Annotated in this window: 17 protein-coding genes and 1 other RNA gene; 7 read left to right on the top strand and 11 right to left on the bottom strand. The window is 30.7% G+C overall.

Annotated elements, in window-relative coordinates; translation table 11 throughout:
- Nucleotides 1–25: 25 nt before the first annotated feature.
- The 4 genes from EU98_RS06595 to EU98_RS06610 are packed head-to-tail and all read right to left on the bottom strand — an operon-like array spanning nucleotide 26 to nucleotide 4,354.
- Nucleotides 26–1,528 carry a PhnE/PtxC family ABC transporter permease gene (locus tag EU98_RS06595; protein WP_032515323.1) on the bottom strand — a complete coding sequence of 501 codons (1,503 nt, stop codon included), beginning with the start codon at nucleotides 1,526–1,528 and terminating at the stop codon, nucleotides 26–28.
- Between the two features lie 4 nt (nucleotides 1,529–1,532).
- Nucleotides 1,533–2,273 carry an ATP-binding cassette domain-containing protein gene (locus EU98_RS06600; protein WP_032515322.1) on the bottom strand — a complete coding sequence of 247 codons (741 nt, stop codon included), beginning with the start codon at nucleotides 2,271–2,273 and terminating at the stop codon, nucleotides 1,533–1,535.
- Nucleotides 2,270–3,163, bottom strand: coding sequence for a putative selenate ABC transporter substrate-binding protein (locus EU98_RS06605; protein WP_032515320.1), 894 nt, complete (start codon nucleotides 3,161–3,163; stop codon nucleotides 2,270–2,272). The genes EU98_RS06600 and EU98_RS06605 overlap by 4 nt, the downstream gene beginning before the upstream one ends.
- A gap of 12 nt (nucleotides 3,164–3,175) precedes the next feature.
- The gene (locus tag EU98_RS06610; RefSeq protein WP_032515319.1) at nucleotides 3,176–4,354 is read right to left on the bottom strand and encodes a pyridoxal phosphate-dependent aminotransferase; all 1,179 of its coding nucleotides are present in this window, start codon (nucleotides 4,352–4,354) and stop codon (nucleotides 3,176–3,178) included.
- A 161-nt stretch (nucleotides 4,355–4,515) separates the two neighbouring features.
- Between EU98_RS06610 and EU98_RS06615 the strand changes: the two genes are divergently transcribed.
- The 3 genes from EU98_RS06615 (at nucleotide 4,516) to EU98_RS06625 (ending at nucleotide 7,669) form a co-directional block, all read left to right on the top strand.
- Entirely contained in the window at nucleotides 4,516–5,019 is a 504-nt protein-coding gene (locus EU98_RS06615; protein ID WP_032515318.1) for a uracil-DNA glycosylase, read from the top strand.
- A 35-nt stretch (nucleotides 5,020–5,054) separates the two neighbouring features.
- Nucleotides 5,055–6,272: a (E)-4-hydroxy-3-methylbut-2-enyl-diphosphate synthase gene (ispG, locus tag EU98_RS06620; protein ID WP_032515317.1), complete on the top strand. Its 1,218-nt coding sequence runs from the start codon at nucleotides 5,055–5,057 to the stop codon at nucleotides 6,270–6,272.
- Nucleotides 6,273–6,334: 62 nt separating this feature from the next.
- Nucleotides 6,335–7,669, top strand: coding sequence for a S41 family peptidase (locus EU98_RS06625; RefSeq protein ID WP_032515316.1), 1,335 nt, complete (start codon nucleotides 6,335–6,337; stop codon nucleotides 7,667–7,669).
- Here EU98_RS06625 and nadA read toward each other — a convergent pair.
- A complete protein-coding gene (nadA, locus tag EU98_RS06630; RefSeq protein ID WP_072165444.1) occupies nucleotides 7,666–8,625 on the bottom strand; it encodes a quinolinate synthase NadA in 960 nt (319 codons plus the stop codon). The genes EU98_RS06625 and nadA overlap by 4 nt on opposite strands.
- A gap of 118 nt (nucleotides 8,626–8,743) precedes the next feature.
- Between nadA and EU98_RS06635 the strand changes: the two genes are divergently transcribed.
- On the top strand, nucleotides 8,744–9,517 hold the full coding sequence (locus tag EU98_RS06635) for a TIGR04168 family protein (protein ID WP_032515314.1): 774 nt from the start codon (nucleotides 8,744–8,746) through the stop codon (nucleotides 9,515–9,517).
- 23 nt (nucleotides 9,518–9,540) lie between these two features.
- Here the strand turns inward: EU98_RS06635 and EU98_RS06640 are convergent, their stop codons facing one another.
- Nucleotides 9,541–10,338 carry a methanol dehydrogenase gene (locus EU98_RS06640; protein ID WP_032515312.1) on the bottom strand — a complete coding sequence of 266 codons (798 nt, stop codon included), beginning with the start codon at nucleotides 10,336–10,338 and terminating at the stop codon, nucleotides 9,541–9,543.
- Nucleotides 10,339–10,369: 31 nt separating this feature from the next.
- On the opposite strand from EU98_RS06640, the gene EU98_RS06645 reads away from it, so the two are divergent.
- Nucleotides 10,370–11,560 carry an SAM-dependent methyltransferase gene (locus EU98_RS06645; protein ID WP_032515311.1) on the top strand — a complete coding sequence of 397 codons (1,191 nt, stop codon included), beginning with the start codon at nucleotides 10,370–10,372 and terminating at the stop codon, nucleotides 11,558–11,560.
- Here EU98_RS06645 and aroB read toward each other — a convergent pair.
- A complete protein-coding gene (gene aroB / locus EU98_RS06650) occupies nucleotides 11,557–12,648 on the bottom strand; it encodes a 3-dehydroquinate synthase (RefSeq protein WP_032515310.1) in 1,092 nt (363 codons plus the stop codon). The two genes, EU98_RS06645 and aroB, sit on opposite strands and share 4 nt — an antisense overlap.
- A 125-nt stretch (nucleotides 12,649–12,773) precedes the next feature.
- Here aroB and EU98_RS06655 point away from each other — a divergent pair, with 125 nt between their 5' ends.
- Both EU98_RS06655 and ssrS read left to right on the top strand, forming a co-directional pair.
- On the top strand, nucleotides 12,774–13,964 hold the full coding sequence (locus tag EU98_RS06655; protein ID WP_032515309.1) for a 5-(carboxyamino)imidazole ribonucleotide synthase: 1,191 nt from the start codon (nucleotides 12,774–12,776) through the stop codon (nucleotides 13,962–13,964).
- A 17-nt stretch (nucleotides 13,965–13,981) separates the two neighbouring features.
- Nucleotides 13,982–14,166, top strand: a non-coding RNA gene (ssrS, locus tag EU98_RS09425) — 6S RNA.
- A gap of 470 nt (nucleotides 14,167–14,636) precedes the next feature.
- On the opposite strand, the gene EU98_RS06660 is transcribed toward ssrS, so the two are convergent.
- The 4 genes from EU98_RS06660 to EU98_RS0108810 all read right to left on the bottom strand — a co-directional run bounded on the left by EU98_RS06660 (nucleotide 14,637) and on the right by EU98_RS0108810 (nucleotide 16,214).
- Nucleotides 14,637–15,164 (bottom strand): hypothetical protein, encoded by a 528-nt coding sequence (locus EU98_RS06660; protein ID WP_152557465.1) that lies wholly within the window; start codon nucleotides 15,162–15,164, stop codon nucleotides 14,637–14,639.
- Between the two features lie 85 nt (nucleotides 15,165–15,249).
- Nucleotides 15,250–15,534, bottom strand: coding sequence for a DUF3764 family protein (locus EU98_RS06665; RefSeq protein WP_025957052.1), 285 nt, complete (start codon nucleotides 15,532–15,534; stop codon nucleotides 15,250–15,252).
- A gap of 42 nt (nucleotides 15,535–15,576) precedes the next feature.
- Entirely contained in the window at nucleotides 15,577–15,792 is a 216-nt protein-coding gene (locus tag EU98_RS06670) for a hypothetical protein (protein WP_032515305.1), read from the bottom strand.
- Between the two features lie 20 nt (nucleotides 15,793–15,812).
- Nucleotides 15,813–16,214: an HNH endonuclease gene (locus EU98_RS0108810; protein WP_032515304.1), complete on the bottom strand. Its 402-nt coding sequence runs from the start codon at nucleotides 16,212–16,214 to the stop codon at nucleotides 15,813–15,815.
- Nucleotides 16,215–16,376: the final 162 nt, after the last annotated feature.

Below are 16,376 nucleotides of genomic sequence, written 5' to 3'. Positions count from 1 at the left end.
TGATTCAACAAATTATTCTTACAAATCAAGCTAAACTATTTTTGATTTTACCACTTATTAATTCGCCAATTATTGCAATGGAGCTATAAGCTATCAATACTATTGTAACTTCTTGCCATGCGAAGGAACTTAGAGATTCTTGCAATTGCCAACCTAGACCAACACTTCCAATGACCCCAACAATTGCAGTTTCTCTAATAATAATGTCAGATCTATAAGCGCAATATGCTAAGTAACTTTTTGCTTGTTGAGAAAATAAACCTAAAAGCCAACTAGTCTTTTTTGAGATTCCTAGAGATTTCATTGCAATGTAATTTCCCCTGTCTTGGCTTTCTAGATTTGTAAAAAGTAATTTGCTTGTAATGCCTGCGTTGTGAAGACCTAATGTTAAAGCTGCTAAAGATAAAGAAGGATTATTAAAAGTTAATAGAATTAGAAGTATTACAGGTGTAGGTATTAAACGTAATAAAAATGCAAAAATTTTTATAAAAATTTTAGAAGTATTGTTGTTAAAAATTCCTATTACTACTGGAGGCAAACTAATCGCGATTCCTGTCGATAAGAGACTTAAAATTATTGTTTCTAATATAAGTTTTAAGAAATCAAATAATCCTAAATCTGAGCTTGATTTAAATAGAGAACTAACGGAATTGAAATTTTCAAAATTATTATTAAAAATAAAATAGAGAAAATATGAAAAAGAAAATAAAATTGTTATGAAAAAAACTGCAATAAAAAAAATAGATAGGATTTTATTTTTAGTATTAAATTTTATTTTTTTGAATATTAATCCAGAAAGAATTATCAAAATTGATAAGGACCATAAATAAGTCCATAACTCCCTAAAATTCAAAGTCTGGAAAGATAAAAAAATACTAGTACCTATTCCTCCTATCCCAAAAAGTCCTAAAATCACTGTACTTCTTATTGAACACTCTAATCGATATAAACCAAAGTTTTTAAATGTATTTATTATTGGAATCCATACTATAGTTAATAAAGATGAAAATTTAGGTGCATTTATTTGATTTATAGATTCAAATCTTTTGTAGTCAATAGTTTCTAATTGTTCAGCAAAAACTTTTGAATTTACGGCAATATAAGGTATACATATAGCTATTATTCCTATTGAAAAATTTATGCCATATATTTGCATTAATACTATTCCCCAAACCACTTCATGAATAGATCTAATTATTGTTAGAAAAAACCTTATCATGCTGTAGAAAAAATTTGGAATATTAAAGATTTTATAAAAAATATTTGAGGATATTATTCCAAAAATTGCTCCAAAAATAATACTTACTAACCAACTAAAAAAACCAATTAAGATAGTTTCATTTAATCGATTAATTACGGTAATAATAATTTCATTATCGATCTTGGGATTAAATGCAGAAATTAAAAATTCTTGGAATAATTTAAATCCTCCAAAATGAAGATTGTTTATTAATTGATACCCTAGAGGTATGCATACCAAAATTGGAAGAAAAGATAATGAGGTATAGTTTAATTTTAATTTATTCAACTAATTAATATATTTTTTCTAAATGAAGCTTCTTTAAGTTATTTATTTTAATATTGAAAAAAATTTTACCATCCCTTATTCCAATAACTTTATCAAAATCCTTAAGCAAATCTAATCTATGTAATGCAACTAATGCCGTCTTTGGGGATTTTTTTGTATTATTTTTATCTACATTTTCTAGCAGAAGGTTTTTAATTGTTGTTATCAATTTGGGATCTAAATTATTAAAAGGCTCATCTGCAAGTAATATATTTGATCCTTGAATTAATGATCTAGCTACAGCCACCCTTTGTTTTTGCCCCCCAGATAGTGTTCTGATTTTTTTGTCGTAAACAGAGTTATGAAGTCTACATAATTGCATATATTTATGCGCCTTCTTAAAAGAACTCATATTTAGCAAATTTTTAAAAGCGAAATAAAAATTGTTTTCCGCTAGTAGTCCACAATTAACATTTTGTTCTGCAGAGAGATCTTCTATTAATCTTAAATCTTGCCAAATAGTTGATATCTTACTTTTCTGCTTTCTATCTAATTCCTCAAAACTTTTATTGAATAATTTAACCTCACCTTGAGTTGGCTTGATAGTGCCATTAAGTACTGATATAAGTGTAGTTTTTCCTGAGCCGCTTTTACCTAAAAGTGCAATTTTCTCCCCTGAATTTATTTTTAAATTTACTTTATTTAGAATCAGATTATTTTTGTATTTATAAGATATATTTTTTAATTCTAAGAGAGTATTATTCATCTAATTTTATTTAATTTCCTACCTATTTCCTCTATATTTTTATACTGTTTTGCTTCTGCATTTATAAATCTTTTTGCATTGAACATATCTAAAATCTGTTTATGTGAATTTTGATTTATATCTAAATTTAGAATTACTGATTTAAGTTCATTTATAAACCCTTCTCCGAATCTATTTTCAAGATCCCCTTGAGCTACCCAATGATAGTCAACATATTCTGGGGTGATCCAGAATAATTCTAAATTACTTGTTCTTTTGGGATTATTTTTAAGATTGTTTTCCCAAACTTGTTTATTTAAAGCTCCAGCATCAAATGCTCCACTATTAACTAAAGCTATAGTGGCATCATGACTACCACTAAAACCTGCTTTTTCACCTTTAAAGTGTTTAATTTCAACCCCTGCTCGATTTAAAAAATATTCTGGCATTAATCTTCCAGAAGTTGAGTTGTCAGAGCCAAAAGTAAATCTCAAATTTTTTAGTTTTTTAAGTCCTTTAATGTTTGAAATTGGGTTAAGTTCTAAATTTTTGTTTACTATAAAAACACTTTTAAATTCCTTATCGATATCTCTTTGAGCTATGACAATTGAATTAGGAGTTTGTAGTCTGGCTTGAACTCCTGATAAACCGCCAAACCAAACTAAATCTAAATCTTTAGTTCTAAATCCAGTTACTGCTGCAACATAATTAATAACAGGAATGTATTTAACTTCTACATCAAGTTGTTTGGATAATTCTTCTGAAAATAAATTAAATCTTTTGTCCAAAACATCTTGGTTTTGATCAGGTATTGCTCCAACTTTTAAAAATTTGGGATTTGAAAATACAGGTGATAAAAAAATAGAAAATAATAGAGATGAACTTAGTAGAAAATTTTTTAAATTAAACATAACTTAATTTAATTAATAGTATTCAGAGATTGCTTTTTCAATCCTTTGTAGTCCATCTTTTATTTTAATTTCTGAAGCTGCACAAGATATCCTAATACATTGATCATGTCCAAAAGCTTTTCCAGGTACAACAACTAATCCGTAATCTTGAAGAGCTTTATTACAGAAATCAATAGAAGTAATTGAGGAGTTAGGTAATTTTGGAAATGCGTAAAATGCTCCATTAGGTTCTTCAATATAAGTCCCATTTATATTGTTAAGGCCCTCATAGAGAAGTCTTCTTCTGTGATCATAATGGCTATTTATCATTGAGAAAAACTCATTATTAATTTTTAAAGCCTCTAAAGCACCTTTTTGAACAAAAGAGCAAACATTACTTGTACTTTGACTTTGTAATGCTGAGGATGCTTTGATTACATCTTTGGGACCTACTAAATAACCTATCCTCCAGCCAGTCATAGCCCATCCTTTCGCAAACCCATTTATTATAAAAATCCTATCTTTTAAGTCATTTGCTAATGAAGGTAAACTGTAGTGTTTAAATTCTTTTTTAATGATTAGTTCATAAATCTCATCAGAAAGAATATTGATATTTGGATTTTCTCTAGCTAAATCGGCAATTTGTAATAATTCTTCCTTTGACATAACTCTTCCAGTAGGATTATTAGGAGAATTGATAATTATAAATTTAGTTTTTGAAGAGATTTTAGACTTCAAGTCTTTTATATTTATTTTAAATCCATCTTCAGCAGAAGAATTTGTAAAAACTGGCTCCCCACCGGCCAATCTAACCATCTGGGGATAACTCAACCAATATGGAGAAGGAATAATAACTTCGTCTCCAGCATTTAAAAAGACTTGGAAAAGATTATATATTGCCTGCTTAGCACCATTTGTGACCATTACATTTTCAAATTCATAATTTAAATCGTTTTGAATTTGAAGTTTATTTGCAATTGCTTTTCGGAGATCCAAATTACCCGCTGCAGGCCCGTACTTTGTGAATCCATCAAATATAGCTTTACTTGTAGCCTCTATAACTTCTTTTGGGGCATCAAAATCAGGTTCTCCTGCACTTAAATTGCAAATGTCCACTCCTTCTGCAGATAATTGATTTGCTTTAGCACTTATCTGCAATGTAAGAGAAGGCTCAATTGAAAGTGCCCGATCAGATAAATTAACTTGAATCATTGACTTATGACTTTTCAAATATGACTTTTAAGAATGACAAATGCATAAATTAAGAATAAATAAAACTATCACACAATGGTTTAATTTAGTTCATTTTCTTAATCTATTTTATTTTCATGTTTTGAGTTCTTAAGATAAAAATATTTAAAGTTTTATTTTCGGTGAAAAGGTTAGTAATTGGGAGAGGAAGTGTATTTGCAGATTTGTTAATAATTGGTGAGGCACCTGGAGCACAGGAAGATTTAGAAGGAAAACCTTATGTGGGTAAATCTGGGAAGCTATTAAACGAATTATTAATACATGCTGGGATTGACTATAAGAAGGATGTTTATTTTTGTAATGTAATTAAATGTCGTCCACCAAATAATAGAAAACCCACTGCTAGAGAAATTAATATTCATAAACCTTGGTTATTACAGCAAATAAAGCTTGTTGATCCAAAATTTATATTACTTACTGGTTCAACTGCTATGAGAGCTATTTTAGAAGTTAAAGATCCTATAAGTAATTTAAGAGGTCAATGGATTAAAAAAGATGGGAGAGAAATTATGGTAATTTTTCATCCATCTTATTTGTTGAGATTTCCTTCAAAAGAAATCAATAAACCTTACCATCTAACTTTGAAAGACCTTGAGAATGTAAGGGGTAAACTATATGCCGTATAATTTAGTGAAATCCTTTTTGAATATCAAGAATTTTAATGTCATTAACTCAATCAAAAGAGGTTAATAGTCTCTCCAAAAGATATTCAACTCATATTGAGAGAAGGATAACTAGAACAGTAATGGTTGGTGATATAGCTATTGGAAGTGATTATCCAGTAAGAGTTCAGTCGATGATAAATGAAGATACGATGGATGTCGAAAATGCTTACTTAGCTATCAAAAGACTTCATGATGTGGGTTGTGAAATAGTAAGGTTAACTGTTCCTTCCTTAGCACATGCCAAAGCTGTAGGAGATATAAAGGCAAAATTATTAGAAAATAATATCAACACCCCCTTGGTAGCTGATGTTCACCATAATGGTATGAAAATTGCAATGGAAGTTGCAAAACATGTCGATAAAGTAAGAATTAATCCTGGATTGTTTGTGTTTGAAAAATCAGACCCTACAAGAACTGAATATACAGATGAGGAATTTGAAACTATTAAGCAAACAATACTTAAAAGATTTACCCCTTTAGTTGAAGTTTTAAAAGCTGAAAACAAAGCTTTAAGGATTGGCGTTAATCATGGGTCTTTATCTGAGAGGATGCTTTTTACTTATGGAGATACGCCATTAGGAATGACAGAATCTGCGATGGAGTTTGTCAAAATTTGTGATGAGCTTGATTTTCATAACATAATTATTTCTATGAAAGCTTCCAGAGCTCCGGTCATGATGGCAGCTTACAGAATGATTGCAGATAGGCTTGACTCAGAAGGCTATAACTATCCCTTACATTTGGGAGTGACCGAAGCTGGTGATGGTGATTATGGAAGGATTAAAAGTACTGCTGGAATTGGAACGCTTTTAGCAGAGGGATTAGGAGATACCATCAGAGTTTCCTTAACAGAAGCTCCAGAAAAGGAAATACCAGTGTGCTATTCAATTTTGCAATCTTTGGGATTAAGAAAAACAATGGTTGAATACATCAGTTGTCCTAGTTGTGGGAGAACACTTTTCAATCTAGAAGAAGTTGTAGATAAAGTTAGGAACGCCACTTCACATTTAACAGGTCTAGATATAGCAATAATGGGATGTATTGTTAATGGGCCAGGTGAAATGGCAGATGCTGATTATGGTTATGTTGGGAAAGGTAAAGGAACTATTGCCTTATATAGAAGAAAAGAAGAGATAAAAAGAGTACCTGAAGATGAGGGGGTTAATGCTTTAATCCAACTTATTAAGGATGATGGGAAGTGGATTAATCCTTAAGGATTTGTCAAGTTTTTGAAAATATAAATAAATTCTTTTTATAATAAAAAATATCGAATTCTTTGAAGATAAGAAAATTGGTTAAAAAAAAATTTATAATTTTCTTTGCGACAACCTTTTCTGGGCTATTTTTAAATAACTTTGCAGAAGCAACAGTTTTAAATAATGGTTATAAAGAAGTGATTGATCATGTTTGGCAAATTGTATATAGAGATTTTCTTGACTCAACTGGTAAATTTCAAAAGTCCAATTGGATTAATATAAGAAAAGAAGCTTTATCAAAAACATATTCTGACAGCAATGAAGCATATGATGCAATTAGAGATATGCTTTCTAATTTAGATGATTCTTATACAAGATTTTTAGAACCTAAGGAATTTAATCAAATGAGAATTGATACCTCTGGCGAGTTAACTGGTGTTGGTATCCAAATAGTTAAAGATAAAGAATCTGATGATTTAATAATTATTTCTCCCATAGAGGGTACCCCTGCATTTGATGCTGGTATTAAAGCTAGAGATAAAATATTATCTATAGATGATATTTCTACTGAAGGTATGAATATTGAGGATGCCGTGAAATTAATAAGAGGACAAAGAGGTACTAAAGTAAAGCTTGAAATTCTTAGAGGTTCTCAATCCTTTTTTAAGACTTTATCAAGAGAAAAAATTGAAATAAAATCTGTATCAAGTAAAGTCAATCAAACCAAAAATGGATTATTAATTGGCTATGTAAGAATTAAACAATTTAATGCAAATGCATCAAAAGAAACTAGAGATGCTATTAAGGATTTAGAAACAAAAAAAGTCGCAGGATATGTTCTTGACTTGAGAAGTAATCCAGGAGGTTTATTAGAATCAAGCATTGATATCTCAAGGCACTTCATTAACAGGGGAGTAATAGTAAGTACAGTAAGTAAAGATGGTTTAAAAGAAACGAAAAAAGGAAACGGTCAAGCTCTAACAGAAAAGCCCTTAGTGGTCTTGGTTAATGAGGGTTCTGCTAGTGCTAGTGAAATAGTTTCTGGTGCAATAAAAGATAACAAAAGAGGAAAATTAGTTGGGAAGAAAACCTTTGGTAAAGGTCTAGTTCAATCCATGAGAACTTTAGTTGATGGTTCAGGTCTAACTGTTACTGTCGCCAAGTATTTAACTCCTAACGGCACTGATATAAACAAATCTGGAATTATTCCAGATATAGAAGTAAAAATGAATATCAACCCTATTCTCCAAAAAGAGATTGGAACTAGAAAAGATAAACAATATAGAGCTGGTGAAAAAGAGCTAGTAAATATAATTAAAAGAAATAATCAGATAAGTGAATTTAATCCAAACACTACAAACCTTAATGCATTCCTAAAAATTAATAAAAAAGATCAGGTATTTGCGTTAAATTAATTACTCATATCCAGCATTCTCTTTATCGGTACATAGGCTCTTCTTATTATCTCTGGGTCAAGTTCGATAGACGGGGAATTATTTTTTAAACAATCAAGAATTTTTTCTAAGGTATTTAATTTCATATATGGACACTCGTTACATTTACAACCTTCTATGTCGGGGACTTCAATAAAATTTTTGTTAGGTTCTTTCTTCTTCATTTGGTGGATTATTCCAGGTTCAGTTAACACCATGTAAGTTTTAGATGTATCTTTACTTACGAAATCAAGCAGCTTACTTGTTGATCCAATAAAGTCTGAGAGAATTAGTAAATTTTGACTACATTCAGGATGAGCAATTACTTTTGAACCTGGATTTTGATATTTTAATTTTAGAAGTGCTTCTTCACTAAATGATTCATGAACAATGCAGCTGCCAGGCCATAATTTAAGATCTCTTCCAGAATTTTTCTGTACCCATCTCCCAAGATTCTGATCTGGTGCAAATATTATCTTTTTATCTTGAGGTATCTTCTTAATTAATGAGACTGCATTACTGCTTGTACATATCAGATCGCTTTGAGCTTTTACTTCTGCAGTACAATTTATATAACTTACTACATAGTGATCTGGATTTTCTTCCCTGAACTTTTGAAATTTATCTGAGGGACAATCATCTGCTAATGAGCATCCTGCGTCAATATCTGGTAATAGGACTGTTTTATTTGGGCTAAGTATTTTTGCGGTTTCGGCCATAAAGTGCACTCCGCAAAAAATTATTATATCAGCATCATTATTTGCAGCTTTCTTAGATAGATCTAATGAATCGCCAATAAAATCTGCAATTTCCTGAATTTCTGGAGCTTGATAATAGTGCGCAAGAATAATTGCATTAGCTTTTTTGCAACGCTCCTTTATTTCAGAAATCAAATCCTCTTCATTTTGAACTGATTTCTGTTTTGCAGTAGAAGTTATACTGGTCAGGATTTAGAATATCTCTAAATAGATTATATGCCTTTAAACAGAAAAAATTCTGACAAATTTTAAAATTGCTATTGTTGGTGACTGTCATGGTCAATGGTCTGAATTAGACTTGAAGGTTTTATCGATTATCAAACCAAATATTGTTTTATTTGTTGGTGATATTTCTGATGGGAGTGTCAAAATAATTAAAAAAATCAATGAGATCAAAATTCCTACTTTTGTGATTTTAGGAAATCATGATAGAGGGAAAGATTCTACAGGGGAAACTCTCTCAAAGCAGATACGTGTTCTTGGTGAAAAATATTCTGCATGGGATTTGAAAGTTGTTAATAATCAAATAAATTTGTTGTCTGCTAGACCATGTAGTTCTGGCGGCGGCTATTATCTTTCGAAAGAAGTTAAAGGTGTTTATGGACCTATCACCGAACAAGATTCAATAAATAAAATTATCAAATGTTCGGAAAAGACTGTAGAAGATATACCTTTAATAATTATGTCTCATGCTGGCCCCTCGGGTTTAGGTTCAGAACCTAAAAGCATTTGTGGAAAAGACTGGAAATTACCCTCATTAGATTGGGGAGATAGAGATTTGTCTGTAGCTATTTCTCAAATACAAAAGAGAAGAAAAGTTGATCTTGTAATTTTTGGTCATATGCACAACCGGCTTAAAAGAAATCTTGGATTAAGAGAGATGTTTAAAATTGATACTAAAGGAACAATTTATTTCAACACTGCTGTGGTGCCAAGATATAAAACTGATGAAGATGGGAAATTACTAATTAACTTTTCATGGATTGAGTTTGAAAAAAAGGGATTAAGTCATGTTTCTCATCGATGGTATTCAGAGTCTGGTGTAATTCGTGAAGAAGATAAATTTTTTTAGAATTAGATATTTTTGTTTATATTTTAAGTATTTTTGGGCTTTTCATATCTTGAAAATAATGTTTGAGACAACATATAACCCGCAATTCCTGCGGCTGTAAAAGCTAAACCATTTTTAAATAAAGGTAATAAATCATTTGTCCTGGATATTATCGGTGCCAAACCAAAAATTCCAAATAACATTCCCCATAAGGGAGAAAGAAGAGCTAAAAATCCAATTGATATGACTTGACCTTCTTTTCTTGGAGCAGATGCAAAACCTGCTACTAAACCTCCAAGAATAGATGTACATAAAGTCCAGATATATTGCTCTTTGGGTAGGCCAGGGACAACTTGGCATCCTCCTCTTTCGAGGCAAATCTTTACTGAATCAATTGCATCTAGTACTGCACCATCCTCACCGTGATCTTTAACATAGTATTGGTTGCCAAATCTTGTTTGAAGTTCAACCCAAAATAACCTTGGCATAAAATTAAAATAAGCCTCTCCCACGTTAAAGTTCAGCAAATTTCCCCCTCTAGGATCCGCAACTATCAACAAACTTGTCTCATCTAAATCCCAATAGTCCTTTATTGCGCTACCAGGTGAACTCTCAAACTGAGATAAATATTTAATTTTCCACCCACTTTCAATTTCTAGATTGTTTAGCTTTTCCTCTAAAGATTTTTTTTGATTAGGGCTTAATGTTTTAGCTAAATCAATTACTGGTGTTTTTTCTTCTGGTAAGAGATTTGGATTATTTATAGCGAAAACGGGTTTATGTGAAATTAAAACTAAAATAGATAGAAATATTCCTAATAAATAGTTAATCTTTGAAGGCATAAATAAGTTCTGTCTTTTTATATTTTCGCCGATGAATAGCTTTCCCGCGAATAATCCAGATTGGTTAGTAAAAGAAATAATAAAAATGGGTGGGACTATAAGTTTTTATGACTTTATGAATTTTGCATTAAATGATCCTATTAATGGTTATTACGGCAGCGGTAAAGCTGAGTTAGGCTTTCGAGGAGATTTTGTCACATCACCCTCTTTATCTGATGATTTTGCTTTTTTGGTTGGTAAACAAATAGAAGATTGGTTGATTCAGTTCAAAAATAGTTTTTTATCTAATCAGAAATTAGCTGTAGTTGAATTTGGAGCAGGAGATGGAAGCTTTATGAGTGGATTAATTAAATATTTTTTAGAAAACAATAAGAATTTTTTGGAAGAAGTTTCTTTTGTAATTATCGAACCAAATGAAGGGATGGTAGAAAAACAAAAAAATAAATTGGAAGAATTTTTGAACTTAGGTATTGATATTTTATGGAAAGATTTGGATGAAGTAGAGGAAAATAATATAAATGGAATAGTTCTAGCAAATGAGGTTTTGGATGCTTTGCCAGTAGAGAGAATAACCTTTTCAAAAGGAAAATTACTTCGACAAGCAGTTTCTATAGACAAAAAATCTAGTAAATTATATTTTGATGAAATGCAAATTACAAGTGAATTGAGAAAATGTATTGAACTTGCTAAAAGTGAGTTGGGAATCATTATTCCGCCTGAAGATGCTCTTGAAGGATGGACGACAGAATGGCATATAGATAACTCAAAATGGTTAGAAGCTATTTATGGGAAAATCAATAATGGTATTTTATTGATAATTGATTACGCTAAAGAAGCTAAAAAATACTACACCTCTAAGAATTCTGATGGGACGATAGTTTCTTATGAAAATCAAAAAATGACGAATAATGTCCTAGATTCTCCTGGAAATTGCGATTTAACATCTCATGTTTGCATAGAAACTTTAATTAATGATGCTGAGACTCTTGGATTTGATACTGTTGGAATAGCTAAACAAGGAGAGGCTTTGTTGGCACTTGGATTAGCAGAGAGACTTTATGGGATTCAGAAAGAAATTAAAGAGGATTTATCAAATGCCCTCCTAAGAAGAGAAGCATTACTTAGACTCGTTGATCCTGTTTGTTTAGGCGATTTTAAGTGGTTTGTTTTTAAAAAGTTTAATGAGAAGAAAATGAATATAAATTCAACCTGTTTGCGTTAAGAAAAAAACTTTAAAAATAATGAATCCTCTACATCATCATATATATCTACTTCACCAATCTCTTTCGGTAATATAAATCTCATTTTGCCATCACGAACTTTTTTATCGCCCATAAGTATTGTTAGAACGTCTTCTTTATTTATTTTGGGGATCTGGGTAGGAAGATCATAATTCTTCAAAAGATTTTTCTGTCTCTCTAACTCTTCCTTAGACCATAACCCTTTCTCAATTGCTATTTCCCCCGCAATATTCATACCAATTGATATTGCCTCACCATGTAGAAATTTGCCGTATCCACACAAATTTTCAATAACGTGACCAAAAGAATGACCATAATTCAATATTGCTCTAACACCATTTTCATGTTCGTCTTGCGAAACAATATGTGACTTTGTTTTTATTGAACTATCAATTATTTTAATTAGATATTCATTCTTGAGATTTACAAGCTCATTCTTGTTTTTTTCAATTTCTAAGTATTCGAAAAGTTCTTTATCTCTTATTACTCCGTATTTTATTACTTCGGCCATGCCTGCACTAAATTCTCTTTTGGGCAAACTTTTTAAAGTTTCTGGATCAATAAAAACTGCTTTTGGTTGATTGAAAGCTCCAATTAAATTCTTACCTTTTGGATGATTTACTCCTGTTTTTCCTCCCACAGATGAATCAACCATTGATAATAATGTTGTTGGAATCTGAATATATTCGATACCTCTCAGCCAAGTCGCAGCTGCAAAACCACTTACATCGCCAACAATTCCTCCTCCAAGGGCAATAATTATTGAATTTCTATCTAAGCCAAATTCAAATGCTACATCATATATTTCACTTAAGGTTTTTAAGTTTTTATATGATTCTCCAGCTTTGATAAGGAACATTTGGGCCTGAAATTTATTATCTTTTAAATTATTTAAAAATTTTTCTCCATACAAATTTGATATTTCTTCATTTGAAATCACAAGTATTTTTCTATTCTTTGTTATTCCAATTTTTAAAAGTTCTTCGCTGATATTATTCAGTATCCCTGGTTCTAGAGTAACTTCGTATGACTTAACGCCTAATGGGACTAATATTTTTCTCTTATTCACAATTGATTACCTAGTTAAAATTTATAAATATTTAGTATTAAATACTTTATATATTAGCAAAATCTAAGCTCTAGATACTTAAAAATTCAGTTGTTAAGAATTAGAAATGGTAATAAAATCATGCTATGAGTTTTAAAAAAAATATAAACGATCTTAAGAAAAAATATTCCCTGGGAATAATTGGAGGTGGTCAATTGGCTTTGATGTTAACCGAGGCAGCAAAAAAAAGAAATTTAGAAGTATGTGTGCAAACAAAATCTTGTGATGATCCTGCTGGTTCAAAAGCAGATCATGTCATAGAAGCTGATCCTTTAAAGATAAGAGGTAATAAATCATTAGTTAATGAGTGTGAAAAAATAATTTTTGAAAATGAATGGATAAAGATTGATAAATTAAATTTAATTGACAATAAAGATATTTTTGTCCCAAGCCTTGATGCAATTAAGCCATTAGTAGATAGGTTTTCTCAAAAAAAATTAATAGATAGAATGAATATTCCCTGTCCAAAATGGATAAGCATTGAAGATTTTAAAAATCTCTCGGATGAGGAAATCAATAATTGGAATTTTCCTCTAATGGCAAAATCAAATAAAGGTGGATATGACGGTAAGGGGAACAGAAAAATAAAGACAAAAGAAGATTTAGATTCTTTTTTAACAGAGAATAATTCTGATGAATGGTTAATAGAAGAATGGATAAAGTATGAAAAAGAACTAGCTCTCGTTGGTTCGAGAGATAGGTCCGGTAAGATAAGATTCTTCCCAATAGTTGAGACATTTCAATCAAACCATGTTTGTGATTGGGTTCTTGCACCTGGAACAAATGAATATGATTTGAACTTATTTGCAATAAATATTTTCTCTTCAATAGTTAATGAACTTAATTACGTTGGAGTTTTAGCTATTGAATTCTTCTATGGAGATAATGGTCTTTTAATTAATGAAATAGCTCCTAGAACACATAACTCAGCTCATTTCTCTATTGAAGCTTGCACTTCAAGTCAGTTTGATCAATATGTTTGCATTTCTTCTGGGATAATGTCACCTGAAATTAAAATGAACTGTGAAGGTGCAATTATGATAAATCTACTGGGGTTAAAAAAGAATTTCCCAATCTCAATGGAAACCAGAATTAAAATGTTATCTGAAATTGAGGGTTCTAATATTCATTGTTATGGAAAATCTCGCGAAATTCTGGGAAGAAAAATGGCTCACATCACATTTTTATTAAATGGTAAAACGCATTTAGAAAGATATGATGAAGCTCAAATTTTGTTAACTATGGTAAGAGACATTTGGCCATCTCCAAATGCATAAAAAAATAAGTTAGAGTTAGATTACTGGATCTTTGGTTAAGTTCTTCTTTATGTGCTCTGATCTGACTCTCTTTCGACTTGAGGAGACTGTCGTGATGCGGTAGTAAACCGATCTTGTAATCGGAAACGAAAGCCCACTTTGAATCCTCTTCTGGCTTTTCCAGGTCGATGCAGCAGAGAACTGACGGGGATCCGGTGTTACCTATCAAACTGCTTGTTATTACAGGCTTTTGGTAGGTATTTTATTTTTCATAATTAGGGGTGCAGGACCACAGTGCAGGACCAAATTGCAGTACCAATTGCAGGACCATATTAGCAATCGCTCACAAAACTAAGTTATAACTGAGGCAACAGATCGCTAGATAAATAAATAATTTATTAATTAGGATATAAAAAGACTCGAATACCGGCTTTTCCTTTATTAAAAAGATAATTATGCAGGACCACTCTAATATCTATAAATAGAGTCATAGCAAACTTTATAGCTTGACTTAAGGGACTGCATATCAAATTGATATATATCATCTTATGGCTAAGGCTCCTTTTAGGAGCTTCTAGACCCCTTAGGGGGTTAATCTGAATCCATTCTGTAGCGATATGCGGGTTAAAAAATTTGTACCATTTTTTTAGAATCAATTTTAGTATTTAAAAATTAGTAGAAGTAGTAAGCGTTTCATTTTACTAGTGGCTTGATCGCAGGGAATAACATAATTTTTTTACTAAAAGACTTTAATTTAATATCATCAGAAGAATTTATTGAACATATTAATTGTCCATCTGTAGAAAGTCGATTTTCTTCGTATTCATATAAATTTGTACCATTAAGAGATTTACCATCAATGAATGTCTCAAAATAAGAATAAATTTTTTCTTTTCCTTTAATTAGGTAAGTTGCTTCTGTATCTGAAATATCACCAGTAAAATTGTCAGGTACTTTTATATTAAATTTAAAATCCCCTTCAACTCTGCAACCTCCATAGCTAGGTTGTTCTGTTTCAAAATTACTTATACCCAGTAAAGTATCATCTATAATTTGTATCTCGTATTTATTATTTTTATCAAATTCTTCTTTTAAAGTAGCTGTGATTTCAGATTTTAATTCGGTTTTTAATTCCTCTTTTAACTCGCTTTTATAATTATCTACGGCGGAACAACTAGTCAGTAAAATCAATGATAAGGGTAATAAAACAAATCTCTTCAAAAGAAAAAGGAGCTAATTGCCCCTTATTTTAGATCGACTGTCAATTTCTAATTTTTGGAGGTGCAAGTTAGTAAGCATTTCAAAATTATTCAGAAATCCAGCGGTTAATTATTGTTCCTTCATAAATATGACCAGATGCTTCAACTATTGGTTTGGTTTCTGGGTTAATAAAGATGTCGTAACAAGTATTTACTGGTCCTTGAAACATAACGGTTGCTCTCTTTGGGTCTTCTAACGATTTGCCAATATAAAAGGTTTTTACTCCCATCTCTTTAAACATGGCTTGTTGTTCAGGAGCGGTCATGTGAGCCTCATATTCCTCAAAAGTATTGCTTAATTTGAAATCTAAAACAGTTGTTTCAATTGACATAAAAAAGAAGCTAATTGCTACTTATTGTAGATCGACTGTCAATCAATAAGAAGTTCCTCCTAATTTCTCAAGTAATTCATACTTATCTCTTTTCTCATACCACTTATTTAAATCTTCTTCACTTACTGTTTTAAATAAAAATAAGGATATCTTTTCTAAATAATCAGCAATATAAATTCTTGAAATTGGATTAAAACAAATAAAAACAACAAAAATTGAACCTAACAAAAGTATTGTTTTTAATAAGCGTCCCCTCAAATTTCCCTCAAATTTTCTAGTTAAGCAGCATCTAGATTTAATTCTTCTTGTTCAAAATTTTCTTTATTTTCCTTAATTTCTTTATTAGCCCATTCTAATAATCTTATAGATAATCTTAAATCTCCCTCTAACCATGCTCTAATAGCCATTGCTCTTCGAGGGTCATAAAAATTTTTCTTTCTGTACCAAGAAAAAACATTCTCGTCTGATTTGTTTCCATTGCATGAAAGACAAGCTGGAACGCAATTTTCTGTTAAGTTTAAACCTCCTTTACTTCGTGGCAATATATGATCAATTGATTCTGAAGGTTTTCCGCAATATATGCATCTTTTGCTCGTAAATGTATGAATAGACTTTCGCCAGAATCTTAATTTGAGCTTAGGGCATAAATCCTCTAAAAACACTGCATCATCAATATGCATTAAGATTATTCAATTATCTATATTAATGTCATATGAAATTTAAAAATAATTTAAGAAAACGTTATCTTTAAGAAATTAAATTATTTTCAAAAACCAATCACAAAATAATTAATTTCAAATAAATTTTTAATTAATTTTCTCATCACTTTTTCTACTCTTTAG

This window comes from Prochlorococcus marinus str. MIT 9314 (assembly GCF_000760035.1).
Classification (GTDB): Bacteria; Cyanobacteriota; Cyanobacteriia; order PCC-6307; family Cyanobiaceae; genus Prochlorococcus_A; species Prochlorococcus_A marinus_B.
The sequence above is the reverse complement of the archived record's forward strand: the minus strand, read 5'-3'. Positions and strand labels throughout refer to the sequence as shown.